13 protein-coding genes are annotated in these 18,853 nt (G+C 63.8%); 2 read left to right on the top strand and 11 right to left on the bottom strand.

Annotated elements, in window-relative coordinates; genetic code table 11:
* The first annotated feature begins 54 nt into the window (after positions 1-54).
* Both O3675_RS02035 and O3675_RS02040 read left to right on the top strand, forming a co-directional pair.
* Complete coding sequence (locus tag O3675_RS02035) at positions 55-3,051, top strand: alpha/beta fold hydrolase (protein WP_371570634.1); 2,997 nt, start codon at positions 55-57, stop codon at positions 3,049-3,051.
* Positions 3,052-3,084: 33 nt separating this feature from the next.
* Entirely contained in the window at positions 3,085-4,326 is a 1,242-nt protein-coding gene (locus O3675_RS02040) for an NAD-dependent epimerase/dehydratase family protein (protein ID WP_371571005.1), read from the top strand.
* 146 nt (positions 4,327-4,472) lie between these two features.
* Here the strand turns inward: O3675_RS02040 and mutM are convergent, their stop codons facing one another.
* The 11 genes from mutM to O3675_RS02095 all read right to left on the bottom strand — a co-directional run bounded on the left by mutM (position 4,473) and on the right by O3675_RS02095 (position 18,805).
* Positions 4,473-5,498, bottom strand: a complete 1,026-nt coding sequence (mutM, locus tag O3675_RS02045; protein WP_371570636.1) for a bifunctional DNA-formamidopyrimidine glycosylase/DNA-(apurinic or apyrimidinic site) lyase — start codon at positions 5,496-5,498, stop codon at positions 4,473-4,475.
* Between the two features lie 76 nt (positions 5,499-5,574).
* The gene (gene rnc, locus O3675_RS02050; RefSeq protein ID WP_012903342.1) at positions 5,575-6,264 is read right to left on the bottom strand and encodes a ribonuclease III; all 690 of its coding nucleotides are present in this window, start codon (positions 6,262-6,264) and stop codon (positions 5,575-5,577) included.
* Positions 6,265-6,280: 16 nt separating this feature from the next.
* Entirely contained in the window at positions 6,281-6,484 is a 204-nt protein-coding gene (rpmF, locus tag O3675_RS02055) for a 50S ribosomal protein L32 (protein WP_005505656.1), read from the bottom strand.
* A 30-nt stretch (positions 6,485-6,514) separates the two neighbouring features.
* Complete coding sequence (locus O3675_RS02060) at positions 6,515-7,123, bottom strand: DUF177 domain-containing protein (RefSeq protein WP_012903341.1); 609 nt, start codon at positions 7,121-7,123, stop codon at positions 6,515-6,517.
* Between the two features lie 237 nt (positions 7,124-7,360).
* On the bottom strand, positions 7,361-7,837 hold the full coding sequence (coaD, locus tag O3675_RS02065) for a pantetheine-phosphate adenylyltransferase (RefSeq protein WP_371570639.1): 477 nt from the start codon (positions 7,835-7,837) through the stop codon (positions 7,361-7,363).
* Between the two features lie 120 nt (positions 7,838-7,957).
* The gene (rsmD, locus tag O3675_RS02070; RefSeq protein ID WP_371570642.1) at positions 7,958-8,611 is read right to left on the bottom strand and encodes a 16S rRNA (guanine(966)-N(2))-methyltransferase RsmD; all 654 of its coding nucleotides are present in this window, start codon (positions 8,609-8,611) and stop codon (positions 7,958-7,960) included.
* Positions 8,612-8,716: 105 nt separating this feature from the next.
* Positions 8,717-12,358, bottom strand: a complete 3,642-nt coding sequence (locus O3675_RS02075) for a helicase-related protein (protein WP_371570645.1) — start codon at positions 12,356-12,358, stop codon at positions 8,717-8,719.
* A complete protein-coding gene (locus tag O3675_RS02080; RefSeq protein WP_371570647.1) occupies positions 12,355-13,710 on the bottom strand; it encodes a Dak phosphatase in 1,356 nt (451 codons plus the stop codon). Before O3675_RS02080 ends, O3675_RS02075 begins: the two co-directional genes overlap by 4 nt.
* 307 nt (positions 13,711-14,017) lie before the next feature.
* The gene (locus O3675_RS02085; RefSeq protein ID WP_371570650.1) at positions 14,018-15,385 is read right to left on the bottom strand and encodes a thiamine-monophosphate kinase; all 1,368 of its coding nucleotides are present in this window, start codon (positions 15,383-15,385) and stop codon (positions 14,018-14,020) included.
* A gap of 78 nt (positions 15,386-15,463) precedes the next feature.
* Positions 15,464-17,140, bottom strand: coding sequence for a PT domain-containing protein (locus tag O3675_RS02090; RefSeq protein WP_371570652.1), 1,677 nt, complete (start codon positions 17,138-17,140; stop codon positions 15,464-15,466).
* 546 nt (positions 17,141-17,686) lie between these two features.
* Positions 17,687-18,805 carry a D-alanine--D-alanine ligase family protein gene (locus tag O3675_RS02095; protein WP_005505639.1) on the bottom strand — a complete coding sequence of 373 codons (1,119 nt, stop codon included), beginning with the start codon at positions 18,803-18,805 and terminating at the stop codon, positions 17,687-17,689.
* Between the last annotated feature and the right edge of the window lie 48 nt (positions 18,806-18,853).

Below are 18,853 nucleotides of genomic sequence, written 5' to 3' on the forward strand. Positions count from 1 at the left end.
CCCGTTAGCTTTTGCGGTAGACATTCACCGATTCGATCCGGAAGGATTCCCAGCATGCGCCATTTGAACTTCCCTAAGGCTCAGCCCCCGTATAACCCGGAGGAATGGGCGGGCGTGAACCCGCGCTACTCCCACCTTCTGGAGGTGCCCACCTCCGCCCCCATTGAGCAGCGGGCACAGCAGGCTGGCGCGCGCCGCTGGCACTACCTGGATAACCTTCCGGTGCTGGTCGAGCAGGGTTTGGAGCCGATTGGCACGATTCTGTGCGTGCACGGTAACCCGACCTGGTCGTACCTGTGGCGTACCGTGCTGGATGCGGGCGTGAATGAGCGCGCCCCGTGGCGTGTGGTTGCGGTTGATCAGATTGATATGGGTTATTCGGAGCGCACCCACCTGGATTTGGAGGGTGAGCGCCGCTCCCTGACCGACCGTATCGCTGACCTGGGTGATTTCACGAAGGCACTCGGTCTGGATGAGACCGATAAGCCGGTCGTGACCCTCGCCCATGACTGGGGTGGGCTGGTGTCCTTTGGTTGGGCGCTGGAACATCGTGAGATTCTTTCGGGCGTGATGCTGACGAACACCGCGGTCTACCATGACGGCATTGAGAATATCCCTGCCGCTCTGCGCCTGGCGTTGGGTGTGCACGAGTGGGGTACTCACGATTCGACCGCGTTTATTGATGTGACCTTGGGCCTGGCTCAGAATGAGGGTCGCCTGCCCGCGCCGGGTTCTGCCGGTGCCGGGGCGCTTGATGGTGCCCTGCCGCAGCCGGTGGGTCAGCAGCCCAAGCGCCTGTACCCGAGCCCTCTGAACGAGGCGATTTACCGTACGTACCGTGCGCCGTACGCTCATTCGGCGTGGCGTGAGGGTGTGCGTAATTTTGTGGGCGATATTCCGACCGGTGCCGATGTTCCGTCCTATACGCCGATGCAGCGTATTGCCGAGCAGATCCGTGGCCTGGACGTGCCCGCGTTCTTCCAGTGGGGCACGAAGGACCCGGTGTTCCAGCGCCGCTACCTGTTCGACCTGATGGAGCGCATGCCGCAGGCGAAGGTGCACCGCTACGAGAAGGCCTCGCACCTGGTCATTGAGGATTACGATATTGCCTCCCCCATGATTTCGTGGCTTGCGCAGACTTTCGGCACGCTGGAGGATGGCGCTCTGGTGCCCCCGCACAACGTTGAGGCGGAGCATCGTGCCGCCCGCGCACGCCGCCACGGTCTGACTGCCGGCGAGGGCGCTACCGCTGAGGGTGCTGTTCCCGCGGCGTTCCGCCCCATGCTCGCAGCCCTCACCGAACGCGCCGACGACGCCTCCACCGCCGTGGTGGACATGGACCCCAAGGGCGACGGCACCTCCGTTTCTGTGACCCTGACCTGGGCTGAGCTGAACCAGCAGGTCAACGCCGCCGCGACCCGCCTGCACGCCCTGGGTGTGCGTCCGGGCGACCGTGTGAACCTGATGGTGCCTCCGGGTGCCCGCCTGACCACCCTGATTTACGCCTGCATGAAGCTGGGCGCTGTCATTGTGGTGGCTGATACCGGTCTGGGTATTCCGGGTCTGACTCGCGCGTTGAAGGGCGCTAACCCGAGCTTCCTGGTGGGTATTCCCGCCGCGCTCAGTGCCGCCCGTACCCTGCTGTGGCCGGGTGTGCGTATTTCTGTGGAGCCGCTGGGTTCGGTGCAGGAGAAGCTGTTGGGCGTTGCCGGTTCGGTGTTTACCGCGCCCGCCGCTGACGGTACTCCGGGTGCGCCGGTGCCCACCCCGACCGTGGTGGAGTTCCCCTCCCCCGTGCCGGATGCTGATGCGGCGGTGCTGTACACCTCCGGTTCGACCGGCCCGGCTAAGGGTGTGGTGTACACGCAGCGTCAGCTGGCGGGTATGCGCGACGCCATTGCGAACACGTACGGTTTTGCGCCCGGTAGCGGCCTGGTGGCTGGCTTCGCGCCGTTTGCGCTGTTGGGCCCGGCGCTGGGTGCTACCAGCGTGACCCCGACGATGGATGTGACCCGCCCGAAGACTCTGACGGCTTCGGCATTGGCGTCGGCTGCGGCGGCTATTGACGCGTCGGTCGTGTTTGCTTCCCCCGCCGCCCTGGTAAATGTGGTGGCAACCGCCGATGAGCTGAACGCTGAGCAGCGTGCGGCGTTGGCTAAGGTTCAGACCGTGCTGAGTGCTGGCGCGCCGATTCCCGTGCCGTTGCTGGAGGCGCTCTCCGTCCTGGTGCCGAACGCCTCCCTGCACACCCCCTACGGTATGACCGAGGGTCTGCCGGTGACCGATGTGTCTTTCGAGATGATTCGCCAGGCGATTGCTGAGGGCACCCCGAATGCTGCCGGTGAGGTGCTTGACCCGTTCGCCCGTGACGGCGTGTGCGTTGGTTTCGCGGTGTACGGTGCGGCGGTGGCTATTGCGCCGCTGCTGCAGGACGGTTCGGTGGCGGATGAGCTGACCCATGAGCCGGGTGTGACCGGTGAGATTCTAGTGTCGGCGCCGCACGTGAAGGACCGCTACGACACCCTGTGGGTGACTGAGGAGCAGTCCATCAGCACTCCGGGTTGGCATCATACCGGTGACGTCGGTCATCTGGACGCTTCGGGTCGCCTGTGGGTTGAGGGTCGCCTCGCGCACGTGCTGCTGACTTCGCAGGGTGTGCTGACCCCGGTTGCGGCTGAGCAGTCCGCCGAGTCCCTACCCGAGGTGCGCCGCGCCGCCCTGGTCGCGGTGGGTCCTGCAGGTACTGCCGCCCCGGTGCTGGTCATTGAGGCGTCCGCAAATACTGCCGCGTTGGAGGCGCGCCAGTCAGCATCGGGCCTCAAGCGTGCCCTGCTCGATCGCGTGCCCGGCGCTCGCCGCTTCCCCATTGCGGAGGGTGTGGCGCCCTTCGAGCTCTCGCAGCTGGTGCGTCAGAAGGTTGCCGAGGATACCGGTGTGGAACTTGCCGCGGTGCTGGTGGTGCACGAGCATCCGACTGATATTCGCCATAATTCGAAGATTGACCGCCCCGCCCTGGGTGAGTGGGCGTCGAAGGTCCTTGCGGGAGCGTAAGCGCCTGCCGGATCCCTAAGTCTAAGGAGTATGATGTCCCCTCATTCTTCGCGTGAGTCCTCTTCCCACGAGCATGCATCCCGTCTGCCTGCGTCCCGCCTGTCGACTGCGCATGCGGTGACCTCCCCGACGGCGCGGTTCCGCAAGCCTGCGCAGCCGCTGGCGGCACGCTACACCGACCCCGCCCCGCGTTCCCTGCGCCCGGTTGAGGAGCCCGATTTTGCCCCGCGTATTGGCGAGCGCATCCTCTTTACCGGTGCGAGCGGCCTGCTGGGTCGTGAGAGTGTGCTGGCGCTGCTGCGTGCGGGCTATGATGTGCGCGTTTTTCAGCGTGGCGATTCGGGTATTGCGGCTCTGCTGCCCGATTCGATTCGCCCCCGTTTTGAGCAGGTGCGCGGCGATATTACGAACGCGCAGGCTGTTGATTTGGCGATGACCGGCGTGAACGGCGTGGTGCATGCCGCGGCGAAGGTTTCGGTCAGCGGCGAGTGGGCTGATTATGAGCGCATCAACATTGAGGGCACCCGCACCCTGCTACAGGCGGCGCTGAACCATTCGGTGTCTTCGTTCCTGTACATTTCCTCGCCGTCGGTTGCCCATGCCGGCGCGGCGATTGTGGGTGACGGTGCCGGCGTGGCGTCCCCGGAGCATGCGCGCGGTAACTATGCGCGTTCGAAGGCTGCCGCCGAGCTCCTTGCCCTGGAGGCGAACGGCACTGCCCTGCCCGGTGGCGGGGTTTTGCGTGTGGGTGCGTTGCGTCCGCACCTGATGTGGGGACCGGGCGATACCCAGCTGGTCGAGCGTATTCTGGAGCGTTCCGCCGCGGGCCGTCTGCCGCTGCTCTCTGGCGGTACGGGCCTGATTGATACGCTCTACATTGATAACGCCGCGGATGCCGTGGTACGCGGCTATCAGCGCCTCGACGCTTTTGCGGGCCGGGCGCTGGTGGTGACGAACGGTCAGCCGCGCACTATCGCTGAACTACTGGGTGGTTTCTGTGAGGCGGTGGGCGTTCCCGCCCCGCGTTTCTCGGTTCCGGCGAAGGTTGCGGCTCTGGCGGGTAAGGTCATTGAGCGCGTCTGGGAACGTCTGCCGAAGAACGTGACTGCCGGCGATGAGCCGCCGATGACGGAGTTCCTCGCCGAGCAACTGTCGACCGCGCACTGGTTTGATCAGCGCCGCACCCGTGAGCTTCTGCAGTGGGAGCCCGCCGTGTCGATTGAGGAAGGCTACGAGCGTCTGGGCTTGTTCTACGGGGACAAGTACAGTCGTTAAGCGCTTCTTTTCGGGGTGGCTTTCAGGTTGGCTCCCCCACTCCCGGTTTAAATGAATGAGGTTTAAACGAATGACGGCGTAGCTACATCCCCCTATGGGAGGAACGTAGCTACGCCGTCATGTGCATATCTAGCGTGAGCTTGTGCCTATCGAGAGCGTGGGGCCCGCTGGCAGTGCGGGCAACGGTAGGACGAACGGTTCTGGAACGGCTCACGCACTATCAGGGATGTGCGGCCCGCCTCCGCGCAACGGTGGCAGGGCTCCCCGGCACGGCCGTAGGCATTCAGCGAGCGCTCAAAGTAGCCCGATTCGCCAAGCACGTTCACGTACAGGGCGTCGAAGCTTGTGCCGCCAGCCGCCAGGGACTCGCGCAGCACCTGGGTGACAGCCTCCAGCAGTTCGCGGGTTTGGGAGGCGCTCAGGGTGCGTGCGGGCTTCGCGTAGTGCAGCCGCGCACGCCACAGCGCCTCGTCGGCGTAGATATTGCCCACGCCGGAGATCACCGACTGGTCCAGCAACACCTTCTTAATGCCGCTGGAGGTGCGCAGGAACTTGCGACGCACCGCCGCGGGGTCGAAGAATTCGTCCAGCGGGTCGCGGGCAATGTGCTTGACCGCTTCCGGCACTAGAAAACGCTCCGGTACTTCACCCGGCGCTACCTCACCCGCCGCTGCTTTATTCGCTGCAACCGCCGCGGGTACGTCCGGTACCAGCGGGCTAAGGAACATGCCACCGAAGATGCGCTGGTCCACGAAGAGCAAGCGTTGCCCGGTGCCTGCCGCACCGCCGGTAGCTCCCGCCGGTCCTAGTTCTAGCGCCACGCGCAGGTGCCGCGGCTGCTCATCAAAGGCCGCGCGAGCCTCAGATTCACTATCCGATTCACCGCCCGGCTCATCGCGCACGAGCAGCTGACCGCTCATACCCAGATGCACCACGAGCGCCTCCTCGGCAAGCGTACCGTCCGCCTCGCTCAGGGTCAGCCACAGGTACTTGCCGCGGCGGTAGGCGCCGCGCAGCGTCCTGCCGGTGAGTGCCGCCTCAAAGTGGGCGGGACCGGGCAGGTGCCTGCGCAGCGAACGGGCATCGACCACGCGCACCGCCCGCACGGGGCGACCCAACGAATGGTCGGCTAGACCTGCGCGAACGGTTTCCACCTCGGGCAGTTCGGGCATGATTCCCTCCAATCAGCGGGACTGCAAAATCAAGAACCCGCAGAGCTAGCAGACCTGCAGGATGATTGGAATGAGCCTAAACCAGAACGCGGTACGCCTGCTCAGCGGCAAGGCGCTCCGCCTCCTTCTTGCTCGGACCCACACCGGTACCGGCCTGCTGGTTCGCCACAATAGCAACCGCAGTGTACACGCGCGCGTGATCGGGGCCCTCGCCGGTGACCTCGTAGCGCACGTCTCCCCAGCCGCGGGCGGTGGCGAGGTTCAGCAGCTCAGTCTTCCAGTCGCGTCCAGAGTTCAGGACCTTCTCATCGTCGAGCAGCGGCGCAATCAGGCGCAGCACCAGGTCACGAGCCGCCTCGCGACCGCACTCCAGGTAGGTCAGGCCAAAAATCGCTTCCATGGTGTCGGCAAGGATCGAGTCCTTATCGGCGCCGCCGGTGTGAATCTCGCCCTTACCGAGCAGGATGTACCTGCCCAGATCCAGGTCGCGTGCCACCTTCGCCAACGCCACAGTCGACACCACCACGTGGTGCAGCTTCACGAGCTCACCCTCGGGCAGGTCGGGGTAGCGTCGGTACACTTCTTCAGCGATCGCCAGGGAAAGCACCGAATCGCCCAGGAACTCCAGGCGCTCGTTATGCTCCACCCCGGGGTTCTCGAAGGCGTAGGAGCGGTGGGTTAGGGATAGCAAAAACGTCTCGGCGTCGATATCGACTCCGAGACGTTTACGCAACTCCCTAGTATCAACACTAGGAAATTCAGTCATAAGGATTCACCGCTTCTTAGGCGTCTGCAACCTTACGGCCCTTGTACTCCAGGAACAGGGCGTTGCCTGCAGCGTCGGTTACAACCTTTGCCTGGTGGGGCAGGCTGTAGGTCACGCGACCGTTTTCAACGGTCTTAACCAGCTGGGGCACGGATGCCTTCCACTGGGAACGGCGTGCGCGGGTGTTAGCGCGGGACATCTTGCGCTTGGGAACAGCCACAGCTATCTCACAATCTCTAGTAACAACAATTTAGTTTTCGGTATCTGCACCGAGCAGGCCCTGCAGGGCCGACCAGCGCGGATCCAACACCTCGTGATGATGCCCGGGGTCATCCTCCAGGCGCGCACCGCAATCGGCGCACAGACCCTGGCAGGTGTCCCTGCAAACAGGCTGGAACGGCAGTTGAAGGATTACTGCGTCCCGCAGAGCCGGTTCAAGGTCGATGGAATCATCCTCAACGGCGTACTGCTCATCTACTTCGTCTTCGGGGCCGCCAGCCGGGGCCTTCTCAAAGACGAAAAGCTCTTGAATATTGGCCGACATCTCGTAATCAATCGGATCCAAGCAGAGGCTACACTCGCCGTGTACATCCACAACGACGGAGCCGGTTACTAGGATACCATCAACAACAGACTCCATACGAATATCGAGGTCAATATCCGAACCCTCTTCCACGCCGATGAGCGTGTTACCCAGGTCTGCCGGTGCGGGCAGAACCTCAGTGAGAGTTTCCATGGTGCCAGGGCGGTGAATCAGGTTAGTGACCGATACCACCAGCGGCGATGCGTCTGCACGTGAAATGGCGTTTCTCCTTACGAAATGTATAAACCAAAGTCCCATTTTAGGGGTCATTCGCACCGTTAATCAAGATTAAGCGCCTTTTAAATCTCTTTAAGTGGCGCTCACCTCTTAAATATCCCCTTAAGGAGGCGCCGCGCGGCATTTAATCGGTCGGTCGGGGCTACTACTGGGGGACTTAAGTGCCCGGTCGGCGGTGCGAGTTATTCTGCCGGGGCCCTGCCGGTGGGCGTACCTGGCGTGCCGGGCGTGCCGGGCGTGCCGGGTGGGTGCGCCCCGGGTGCGCGCCCGGGTCGGCTAGGCGTTTTTCAGGGCGCGGGCGACCGCCTCCGGCACGAAGGGAGTCACGTCACCACCCAGCGACGCCACCTCACGAATAATCGTGGACGACACCGCACCGTAGCGATCCTCACCCGCCAAGAACACCGTCTCAACCTGCGCCAGGTGGCGGTTCATGCTCGCCATCGGAGCCTCATAGCTGTAGTCCGTCGCAGAACGCAGACCCTTCACCAGCACCTTCGCGCCACGCTCCGCCGCGTACTCGGCAAGCAGTACGCCCGGCGGAATCGGCTCCACGCTCACGCCCTCAATGCCGAGCTCCTGCAGAGACTCACTCACCAGCTGCACGCGCTCCTCCAGGGAGAAACGGTACTTCTTGGAGCTATTGTGCGCCACGCCCACAATCACCTCGTCAAAGAGCTGAGCGGCGCGGGCAATGATTTCCAGGTGGCCGTGGTGCACGGGGTCAAAAGATCCGGGGCAGAGGGCAATCATGGCGGTCCCTTCACAAATAAATATCAGACGTTGGAATGAGTAGATGCGGGCGAATTTAGGATGCGGATTAGCGGCATGCGGGCGAGCGCAGGCTGAGGGCGGGAAGGTCGGGCGGCGATTTTAGGCGGCGAGCTCTTCAGCATCCTTGCCAGATTCGTTGCCGAACTCGTCGCCCGCCTGCTCCTCCGCCTCGTCAGGCTCCACATAGTAGAGAACCGTCTCGCCGTGCTGACGGGTCGAAAAACAGTACAGACCCTCGCCCCACACCGGCTCGGGATCGCGAGAAGAACGCTCCACCACGACCACGGCACCCTCGGCAAGCTTGGGGGTCAGCGCCTCCAGCAGCTCGCTGACCTGCTCGTTCGGCATAGCGTAGGGCGGGTCAACAAACACCAGGTCCCACGGGCCGGAGGCGGACTTCACGTAGGTCAGCGCCTGAGACTGCTGCACGCGCGCCGCAGAACCGGTAGCGCCAGAAGAACCGGTGCGGCCCATTGCCTTCTCCACCGCGGCAACGTTCTTGCGAATCACCGCAACAGCCTTCGGGTAGGTGTCCAGCAGAGTCACGGAGGCGGCACCGCGTGAGAGCGCCTCGCAGCCCAGCGCGCCCGAGCCGCCAAAGGCGTCCAGCACGCGGGCGCCACGAATAATGTCGTAGCTCTCCAACTTCGAGAAGAGGGATTCCTTCACCCGGTCGGTGGTCGGGCGAGTATTATCCCCCGGAACCGAGGCAAGGCGAACGCCTCCGGCAGCACCGGAAATAATACGGCTCATAGGTCTCTCCTCTTAACTAGTGCGGTGTGTTGACGTCACGGTTTCAGCAGGTGGTGGGCAAGGCAGGTTGGCGGGGGTGGCAGAGCGTTCTGCCCCGTTGGGCGCTTATCCCCTGCCGAGGAACGCCTCACGGTCAGCGTCCAGGGCGCGGTCAATCGTACGCGCCAACGACGGATGCTTAGCCAGCGTCGGGTCCTTCTCCACCACCGAGCGGGCATCCTCGCGGGCACGCTCAATAATGTCGGCATCGGCGAGCGCCCGCAAGAACCGCAGGGTGCTCTTCGAGCCCGATTGTGCAGCACCCAGAATATCACCCTCGCGGCGCTGCGCCAGGTCGATGCGGGAAAGCTCAAAGCCGTCCGTGGTGGAGGCGACCGCATCCAGACGCTCGCGGGACACGCCGCCCTCCTCCTGGCGGGTCACCAGCAGGCAGGTGCCCGCGTAGCCGCCGCGGCCCACACGACCTCGCAGCTGATGCAGGCCCGAGATGCCGAAGCGGTCAGCGTCCATGATGATCATGAGCGTGGCGTTCGGGACGTTCACGCCCACCTCAATGACGGTGGTGCTGATGAGCAGGTCAATCTCACCGCGCTCGAAAGCGGTCATGACGGCGGTCTTCTCCGCCGGGTCCATGCGGCCGTGCAGGGTGCCGATACGCACGCCGACGAGGGCGTCCTCAGTGCTCAGGTAGGAGTACATTGAGGCGACCGAGGTCAGCTGAACCTTGCCGTCACTACTCGCGCTACCGCCCTGACCGAAATATCCCTGGGCTGAGTTGCTCGCGCCCGCGCCAGTTCCAGCACCGTTCAGGCTGGATGCGCCAAAGAACGCGGTGCCCTCCTCCAAGCTGTCGCCATCCTCCCCGATTTTGGGTACAACAACATACACCTGGTGGCCCGCGTCGATTTCTTCGCGGGCGCGCCTCCACAGCCGGGACGCCCAGGCGGGCTTCTCGGCGAGGGGCACCACGTGCGTTGAGATTTTCTGTCGGCCCGCGGGCAGGGTATCGAGCACGGACACGTCCAGGTCACCGAACACGGTCATGGCGACGGTGCGCGGAATGGGCGTTGCGGTCATGACCAGGCGGTGCGGCAGGGCGCCGTCGGTGCCGCGCAGGCCGTCGCGCTGCTCCACGCCGAAGCGGTGTTGCTCGTCCACGACGACCAGACCCAAATCGTGGAAGCTCACCTCGTCGGAAAGCAGGGCGTGGGTGCCAATCACAATCTGGGCGGTGCCGTCGGCGAGCTCCTGCAGTACCTTGCGCTTGGCGCGGGTACCCATGGAGGCGGTCAGCAGGCGCACACGCACACGGCCGGGTTCCTCCCCGCTCCCCGCGGGAGCTCCCTCGGCGGAACCCGCGGCAGAATCATCAGCGTCAGAGTCTTCGGGCGCCGCCATATCCCCCAGGATGTCCAGCACCGAACGCAAATGCTGCTCGGCAAGCACCTCGGTCGGGGCGAGCATCGCGGACTGGCCGCCCGCATCAGCAACCTGCAGCATGGCGCGCAGAGCCACCACGGTCTTACCGGAACCCACATCACCTTGCAGCAGGCGGTTCATGGGCGATTCACTCGACAAATCCGCGGCAATCTCAGCGCCCACCTTCTGCTGCCCCTCGGTCAGCTCGTAGGGCAGAACCTGAAGCAGCCGATCGGCGAGGCCGCCCTCCACGGCGGGGCGCGGCTGGGTCAGGTGCGCGGCACGCACCGAGTGCAGGCGGGCGAGCGCGCTCTGCAGCACGAATGCCTCACGGTAACGCATCTGCGCCTGCGCGGCACGCCAGGTGTCCTCAGAGTCGGGGGTGTGCAGGGCGCGGTACGTCCACTCCAGCGAGGGCACCTTGCGGGCGCGGCGAATCGTGTAGGGCACCGGGTCTTCAAGTTCTTTGAGCGGCACCTTTTCGAGCAGCTGCGCCATGTAGCCGCTAATGCGGTCGGTGGGCAGCTTCACGGGGGCGCGGTAAACGGGCACGGGGGCGGTGGCGGCGTCGGTGACGTCCGCGCCGGAGGCGTCCTTCGAGAGCAGGGCGTAGTGCGGGTTGGTGAGGGTGTATTCGCCGCGGTAGATGCCGACCCTGCCGGAGAACATCATGGTTTCACCCTCGCGGATTTCCCGGGCGGCGGTCCAAGCGTTGAAGAAGGAAAGCTTCATCTGTGAGCCAATGAGCACGCCCGCGCCGGGGTTCGTCATGCTGGGCGCGGGCACGCCAAAGAGGCCTCCCTGCGCGAAATCATCCTGGCCGTAGCTGTCTGCGTATCCGCTGTAGGAGGCGGGCTGCGCTCCCCTACCCTGTGCACTGGGAATCTGGGCACTGGGATTCTGCGCTGCGGGGTTCTGAGCCGCGGGGTTTTGAGCGCGGGGAATCTGGGCACCTGGGTTCTGTGTGGAGTTAGCGAGCGCGTTAATGCGCGGGTTGTGCATCCCGGTTGCCTGCCAGCTCTGCGCGGGCACGCCGGATACTCTGGATACGCTGGATGCGCCGGATGCGCCGGGGCGGTTAGCGCGCCCGGGCACCACGGATACAGGACCGCCAGCCCCAAAACCTGCAGGTGTGTCCTGCCCGGTGGCGTCAGAGAGCCGGTCGGTGATGGTCACTTCCGTGATTTTGCCGCGGCGCGCCGCCATGGTTCGGGTGCTCACGTGCACCACGCGGGCGATGATGGTGACGTCCTGGCCCTCAACAAGTTCGGCGAAGGAGCTGAGCTCACCGCGCGGCAGGTACTTGCGCGGGAAGTATTCGAGCATCTCCCCGACGGTGTGCAGGTCCAGGTGCGTGGCGATTGCCTTGGCGCTGGGCGCGGGAAGGTACTTTTTGAGCGGCGCGTTTTCGATGCGGTCTTCGGAGGCGTAGCGCGCCAGGGCACGGCTCTTAGCCTCCGCGGCGGCTGACGCGGGTTTATCAGCCGCGACCTTCGTAGTAGTTGCCTTCTTTGCGGAAGCTTTATGGGCTGGGGTTTTCTTTGCGGGAGTTGCCTTCTTCGCTACAACCTTTTTGGATGCAGTCTTTTTGGGTGCAGGCTTTTCAGCTTCCACCTCGGGCGCGCTCTTCTTCGGCGCGTTCTTCTGCTTGCCCTCTTCGCTTGCCTTCGTTACCTTTTGCGGGCGCGCCGAAGTAGCCCGAACGGGAGTTTCGCTCTCCTGCGGGCTCGGTTCGTTCTGAGTTAGTTCCTTCTGAACTGTTTTCTTCTGCGCTGGCTTCTTCTGGGCGGGTGCTTTCCGTGCAGGTTCCCCGGGCTGATGTACTTCCGGCTGTTTTAAATCCGGCTGAGTAGCCTGCCGTGCCGCCAACGCAATATCGACCAGCTCGTAGAGAGTGTCGTCGGTCATGGTGTGCGCGGCGGGACCCAGCGAATGTTTGAGCGTCTTGAGCGCCTTGCGGTAGGGTGCGCTGGCGCGCTGTGCCGCGCGTTCGCTCAGCTCGGCGCGGCTCACCTCGCCTCGGGCGTAGGCGGCAAGATCGCGCACGGTCAGCTCGGCGGTGGTGCGGAGCTGCTCATCGCTCAGTAGCGGCGCATCCTTTTTCCGCTGCCGAGCTCGGGTCACAGAATCAGCACGGGTCGCGGAACCAGCTCGGGTCGCAGAACCGGCGCGGGTAGGCTCCACAGCCGTTGGGTCTACGGGCTCACCCTGCGCTGCCTCAGCTTTCGCGGGCTTATTTGTCGGCTTAGTTTTGACCGGAACAGGCTCAGGAAGCCCCAAGTCTAGGGCTTCCTGCTGCGGGTTCACGGAACGTCGGGCGGGGCTCATGCGCTGCCCTCCGCACCGCACGCGTGGTCGGCGTGACGACCATCCGCCAGGGAGGAAATACGCTCATCCGACCACTGACCGTAGCCCATAATCAGCTCGCGGGCGGGGTCGATGTCGGGCACGTGCACGTGCAGCGCCCAGAGTCCAGCCGCCATGTCCAGGGGCGTAATGAGCAGGCTGTCGCCCATGGCTTCAAGTTCGGGGCGTAGCTGCGCCAGGGCGAGGGGCTCGCAGGTCAGCGTACCCATGAGCTCCCAGCCGCTCTGCCCCGCGTGTTCTGCGTGCCCACCTTCTGCGTGCTCGGCAGGTTCAGCGCCCGCCTGTTCAGAACCCACTCGTGCCGCAGAACCGGCTGCAGAAGCCACACCGGCAGAGGGCGCACGGAGCATGGACTCCACCTGCGCCTCGTTCAGGGTCGCCCCCTCCCAACGCGGGTTGGAGTGCACCACGGCAAGGTAGAAGCCGAGCGCGCCAGCATCCACGAAACCTGCAAGCTCGGGTGAGGGCGGGAACTGCGCGGTACGTTCCAGGGCGGCACGCATCAGCGCACGTCGACGCTCTTTCAGCACCTCGTCAGCAGCTTCTGCGTCCTGCGATGCTTCATAGTGTGCGTCCAGGCGGGCGAGCTCCACCATGACCGACAGCATCGTGGAGGGCACCATCTGCTCCCCCACGCTGGCGCGAATACGCTCAGCCGCGAACGCCATCGCGCGCGCCTCCGCGTGGGCGTACTCCAGCTTCACTTCGCGGTGCTTCGGCAGGGAACCGCCAGCCAGCACACGCTCGTAGTCTGCTTCCAGGGCGCGCACGAGCGGCAGCTCATCGCCCGCGTCGCCGAGCTCCCGAGCAAGGTTTCCGGGCAGGAACCAGTAGCTACGCACCGCCTCCAGCGCCCAGGCGCAGAGCAGGGTACCAGAGTTGCCGCGCGCCACGCGGGATGCGCGCATGATCGCGTGCTCGTAGATGCCGCCCAGCTGAATCCACAGGTGGGCGAGGGTTTCCTCTTCGGAGGCGCCCGCCGCCTCGGGCACGCACGCGCCCTCCCCGCCGGGAATTTCGCCGGCGGGAAGAACCTCGCTGGGCAGAACCTTACGGGGCAGAGCCTCACTGGGCAGAACCTGTTCCATGCCCCGCTCAAACTCTTCGGTCAGGGTCAGCAGGGTGTGGGCGATATTGGAGCCTGTGTCCTTATCGGGCACGGGGAACCCGTTGAGTTCGTTGAGCGCCTCGCGGTAGAGTTCGATGGTGGTACGGGCGGCGGTGGACCACGCTACGCCGAAGCGGTAGGCGCGCACGCAGGCGCGGCGGTAAATTTCGCGTTCTTCGGTGCGCTGGTTCTGTTCTGCGTTCACGCTACCCTCCTCGTCAGTTTCGTCGGTTTCGTCAGTTTCGTCGGTTTCGTCAGTTTCGCGTGGTTCTCGGCTGAGTTCTCAACTAGTTCTCGGCTAGTTCCCGACTAATTTCCCGGTTAGTTCCCGACTGATTTCTCGGCGCCCGCGGCACGGGCGGAATCCAGCCTATTTCGTACTTCTATTCTAGGTAATTTCGGTTAAATGTACGGTATTACCCGTCGTCTATCCCGCGGGATGAAAGCACGGAGGATGAAAGCCCGGACTAAACTTACAAACCGCACGCACCTCGCGGCACTCGGTGGAGCTCCTACGCGGAAGCCCCGTAGTGTTCCCAGCCCATGCCGTCCAGGGAGCGGCCGTCCATCACGACCGCCGCGCCGGTCACCGCATTGTGGCGGCGCTCGGCACCGTAGAGTTCGGCGCTCAGACCGCGCTCCGGGGCGTCCGCAACGCAGGTGCCCAGGGGCACGAACTCTTCGGGCACCTCACCGGGGAAGGTCGCCAGCAGGCCGTGGTCTTCCCCGCCAACCAGCACGAAGGTGCGCGCCAGGGATGCGGGGCTCTCCCCCGCCTCGTTGCGCTCACCAATCGCCAGCAGCAGGCGCGCCAACGGTAGCAGCGGCTCGGCGAAAGCATCCACGGCGGCGCGGTCGAGGCGCATCTGCACCCCGGAGGCGGCGGCAACTCGCCCGGCGTCCTTTACGAGTCCGTCAGAAAGATCCAGCATGGAGCTTGCCTTATGCTGGCGTGCCATCTCACCGGCGGGGATGGGGCTGACCGGGTGGTGCTGTGATTCGACGGCGCGCTCGCAGACCGCAATCATGTGCGCGGCATCTTCGGGGGTGAGGGTGCGGGCGAGCTCGATGAGCCCTTCGGGAAGAGCGCCAGTGGGAAGAGCGCTAGAGCCTTCAGCTTGCTTCTCAGCTTGCCGCTGAGCCCACGCCTGCGCCACCGCACCCAGCGCCGACTCAACACTCTGACCTGCGGCGATGGCACGCAGCAGTGCCGTGGCGGGCAGGGAGAGAGGGTTGAGCAGCAGGCGCAGACCGGCATCGGACCAGGCGGTACGCCCCGCCAGGGCGATAGTGTCGCCGGGGCGCGCACCGGAGCGCAACACGGCGCGATCCGTGTAGCCGAGGGCGGTGACGGTCACCGACATTTCGGTGGAGTCGCCAATATCGCCGCCGCCAATCACGCATTCGGTGGCTCCGCAGGCGTTGATTCCGTCCACAATGCCGTGGGCGAAGCCGTCAATCCAGCCGTAAGGAGTGCTACCGGGCAGACTCAAAGAGATGAAGAGGCTCGCCGGGCGTGCCCCCATGGCGGCAACGTCAGCGAGGTTCTGGGTCGCGGCTTTGCGCCCCACATCGTAGCCGCTACTGCGGGCGGGTTCCAGCACGAACTCACCGACCTCACCCGCCCGTGCGATACCACCGGGCCAGAGGTTCATGAAGTCCTGGTCCTCAACGAGAGTGTCGGTGGTGACCACGGTACGCTGACCGGGCGCGGGCGCGGCGAGGACGGCACAGTCGTCACCGGGACCCACCTCGAGGGGTTCGATGCGCCCCGCCTGGCGTGCCGTAGCGGCAACCTGCTCGTTGTGGGCATTGATAATCGGCATGAAAGCGCGCAGAACGCGGGACTCCCCCAGCTTTGAGAGAGGTGTCTCTCGCATGGGGTTGTCCCGCGTTTCGCTAAAAGTCTGAGGATTCACATCCTCTATTATCGCGTATTCTTACGCGTTATGTTCGCCTTATGCTCCGCGACTGAAGTAGCGGATTGCCAGAGCAATCAGCACCAGGCCGATGAGTGAGAAGAGGATCAGCGGTGCAATGCCGGAAAGTCCAGAATCGTCCGCGTCCGCATTCTTCACGGCCTGCTCCTGGGCGGCGTTCGCGCCGTCAGCCTTTGCCACGCTCTTTGCGGAGCGGCTGGCGCTAGCCGAGGTGGAGGAGGAGCTAGGCGACTTCGAAGCCGATACCGAGCTTGAGGAGTTCGAGGGGCTTGCCTCGTGGGAGTGGTCCTCCTCGGTCTTATTGCGCGAGAGGTATCCAGCAACCCAGTCAGCCGCACCCGGAATGGAGTCATTCGAGCCGTTATTAGCTGCGATTCGTCCGAGGGTGGTGCCACCAGAACGCAACGGATCGTCATCCTCGCCATCAAGCCTGTCGCTCGGTGCCTTGCTCGGTGAAGAGCTCGAAGATCCCGAAGAGGAACTTGAGGATTCAGAGGAGTTGCCCGGTCGCGGAAGCTCAATGGAGATGATGACATCTTCCCCAGAGACTTCCTGGCGATTGCCGGGGACGGGCACCGGGTTGTTCGCCGGAGGAATCGGAGCAACAGGTTCGGTCTCGATCGGGGTAACCGATTTGGAGTCCGAGCTGTCCTTGTTATCCTCTACCGGAGCTACGGGAGCTACCGGAATCACGGGGATGACCGCATCCTTGGTCGGCTCCTGAGTCGGATCCTGAACCGGGGCCGGGACGACCGGAACCTGAGAAGGATCCTGGGTGGGCGCCTCGCTCGGTTCCTGAGTCGGCTCGGGAGTTACGTCCTTGGTCGGTTCAGGAGCGGGCACCGGATTCGGTTCCGGAGCGGGGTCCTGGGTCGGCGCGGGAGTCGGCTCCGGGGTCGGTTCGGGAGTTACGTCCTTCGTCGGCTCGGGAGTAGGTTCAGGAGTGGGCTCTACCGTAGGCTCAGGAGTCGGATCCTGAGTAGGCTCGGGAGTCGGGTCCTGAGTCGGTTCGGGGGTTACGTCCTTAGTCGGCTCAGCGGTAGGCTCCACAGTAGGCGCAACGGTCGGCTCCGGAGTGGGAGCAACAGTAGGTTCTGCCGTCGGCTGGGCCGTGGGCTCCGCAGTCGGAGCTGCAGTCGGCTCAGCCGTCGGTGTTGCGGTAGGAGCAACACTCGGTTCGGCACTTGCGCTAGGAGCTACGGTCGGCATAGCGGTAGGTTCAGCGGTCGCATCCTTAGAGGGCTCTACGCTAGGACTCGCCGTAGCACTCGGGGTTGCGGTAGCACTCGCAGAAGCGGTGGGCTCGGCAGTAGGCTGCGCGGTAGCGTTCGGGGTAGGAGTCGCATCCGGGCTGGGCGTAGCACTTGCGGAAGGCTCGGCGCTAGCGGTGGGCTGAGCGCTCGAAGAAGCGCTAGGCTGAGCGGTGGGCTCTGCCTGCGCTTTGTCAGTCTTATTGTCCCCCTGAGCGGTGGGCCATGCGCTCACGGTTGCGAGCGTGGGTACTGCCGTCTGAGAGGAAGATGCCGCGTTTGCGGTGGGGTCCAGGGTTTGGCTTGCGGTGCCGACAGGGTTGGGCGGAACCTGAGACGCTGCCTCCTGCACATCTTGAGCAAATGAGGCTACGTAGGGGCTTCCGGAAGCAACCAGTGCTGTCGCCAGACTCGCAGAGACCACCTTACGGTTTCGTTTTCCCAAAGGTTGTCCTTGACTTTCTGATACGTTGTGAGTGAATAGATACCCAATCGCTAGGGCAGATTGGATATACCTTCATCTATTCTACCGAATCGGCTTTTTCTTCATTACTCATTTTAGCGCTTTCATACCAATCTTTGAGCTTCAAGATGTGCAACGACCACCAACAGCATCTTTTCATTACCTAGAAGCATCATTTCATGCACTTATGAGCAGAATTACGTTTTGCCTTATCAATAGCACTTTAAAACTTGCACTCCACCATCCAAGCAGTCCCGAGGCGAGCGTGAGTGATTTTTCTCATGGGTAAAATTCGAGTGATTCTCATCAAGATTTAGAGGCTAATACGTACCAATTACCCCTCCCGCACAGACTGAACTTGCCCACCGCACAAAAAGCGCCCCGGCGCGAATCCCTCAAGAATCCGCACCGAGGCGCCTTACAACAGGGGCTACTCCCCCGCCACTACGTATTCAATAACTGAGCGCAGTCAAAACGACAGCACGCCCAAGAACTAACGCAGTCTCAGAACTAGCGCTACCTCAAGAACTAGCGCAGACCCAGGGGGCGTTCCATCGCCAGGGTCAGCAGCTCGCTAATCAGATCAGTGTAAGAGATGCCGGTGTTCTCCCACATGGTCTTGTACATCGAAATCGGGGTGAAGCCGGGCATGGTGTTCACCTCGTTGATGACCAGGCGGCCATCCTCGGTGTAGAAGAAGTCCGCACGAGACAGGCCCTCACCATCCAGCGCCAGGAACGCCTTCACAGCCAGCTCACGCAGACGATCCTGCACATCCTGCGGCAGGTTCGCCGGGCACACGGTCACAGCGGAAGACTCAGAAACGTACTTTGCCTCAAAGTCGTAGAAGCCATGGTCCTGATCCACAACCTCAATCTCGCCAGGGTAGGATGCGCGCGGCATCTCGCCGTGGTGGCCATCGAGCACAGCGCACTCGATTTCGCGGCCCACAATACCCGCCTCAATAATGATCTTCGGGTCGTGGCGGCGTGCCTCTTCAATCGCGGGCACGAGCTCCTCCACCGAATCCACCTTGGTAATACCGAAGGAAGAACCTGCGCGGGTCGGCTTCACGAACATGGGGAAGCCCAGCTTCAGCACGCGCTCCAGGATCTGCTCGCGGTCCTCGTGCTCCCACTGGCGGTTGGTGACAACCTCGTAGGGGCCGACCTCCAGGCCAGCAGACTCGAAAGCAACCTTCATGAAGTGCTTATCCATACCCACAGCGGATGCGGTCACACCGCAACCCACATAGTGCAGGTCAGCCATTTCCAGCAGGCCCTGCACGGTGCCGTCCTCACCGAAGGGGCCGTGCAGCAGCGGGAACACAACGTCCACCGGTGCGGTGCGGGTAACGTTACCCTCAGCATCCACCAGGGTCAGGCGGGAATCGCCGGCGCCCATCGGCAGGAACACCTGCTGGGTACCCTCGGGGAACTCTGCGGTACCGCGAGTGCCAGCGGTCAGCTCGGCAAGCTGCTGCTCGTCGGTCAGGTACCAGCGGCCGTCACGGGTAATACCGATAGTGATGACGTCGTAGGCGGTGCGGTCAATAGCGCCCAGAACGCCGGCAGCGGTAATGAGCGAAATCGGGTGCTCGGAGGAGCGGCCACCGCACAGCAGGGCGACGGTCTTCTTCTCGGTCATATATTTCTCCCTGTTCGTTTCGGGGCGTACCCGCCCCACTTACAGCCC

This window comes from Rothia sp. 27098_8_27 (genome assembly GCF_041432805.1).
In the GTDB taxonomy this organism is placed as follows: Bacteria; Actinomycetota; Actinomycetes; order Actinomycetales; family Micrococcaceae; genus Rothia; species Rothia mucilaginosa.

Bases quoted from the DNA above. Each gene is read 5' to 3' on its own strand.
- O3675_RS02035 (WP_371570634.1), top strand. From the start codon at position 55: ATGCGCCATTTGAACTTCCCTAAGGCTCAGCCCCCGTATAACCCGGAG.
- O3675_RS02040 (WP_371571005.1), top strand. From the start codon at position 3,085: ATGTCCCCTCATTCTTCGCGTGAGTCCTCTTCCCACGAGCATGCATCC.
- mutM (WP_371570636.1), bottom strand. From the start codon at position 5,498: ATGCCCGAACTGCCCGAGGTGGAAACCGTTCGCGCAGGTCTAGCCGAC.
- rnc (WP_012903342.1), bottom strand. From the start codon at position 6,264: ATGACTGAATTTCCTAGTGTTGATACTAGGGAGTTGCGTAAACGTCTC.
- coaD (WP_371570639.1), bottom strand. From the start codon at position 7,837: ATGATTGCCCTCTGCCCCGGATCTTTTGACCCCGTGCACCACGGCCAC.
- rsmD (WP_371570642.1), bottom strand. From the start codon at position 8,611: ATGAGCCGTATTATTTCCGGTGCTGCCGGAGGCGTTCGCCTTGCCTCG.
- O3675_RS02075 (WP_371570645.1), bottom strand. From the start codon at position 12,358: ATGAGCCCCGCCCGACGTTCCGTGAACCCGCAGCAGGAAGCCCTAGAC.
- O3675_RS02085 (WP_371570650.1), bottom strand. From the start codon at position 15,385: ATGCGAGAGACACCTCTCTCAAAGCTGGGGGAGTCCCGCGTTCTGCGC.
- O3675_RS02095 (WP_005505639.1), bottom strand. From the start codon at position 18,805: ATGACCGAGAAGAAGACCGTCGCCCTGCTGTGCGGTGGCCGCTCCTCC.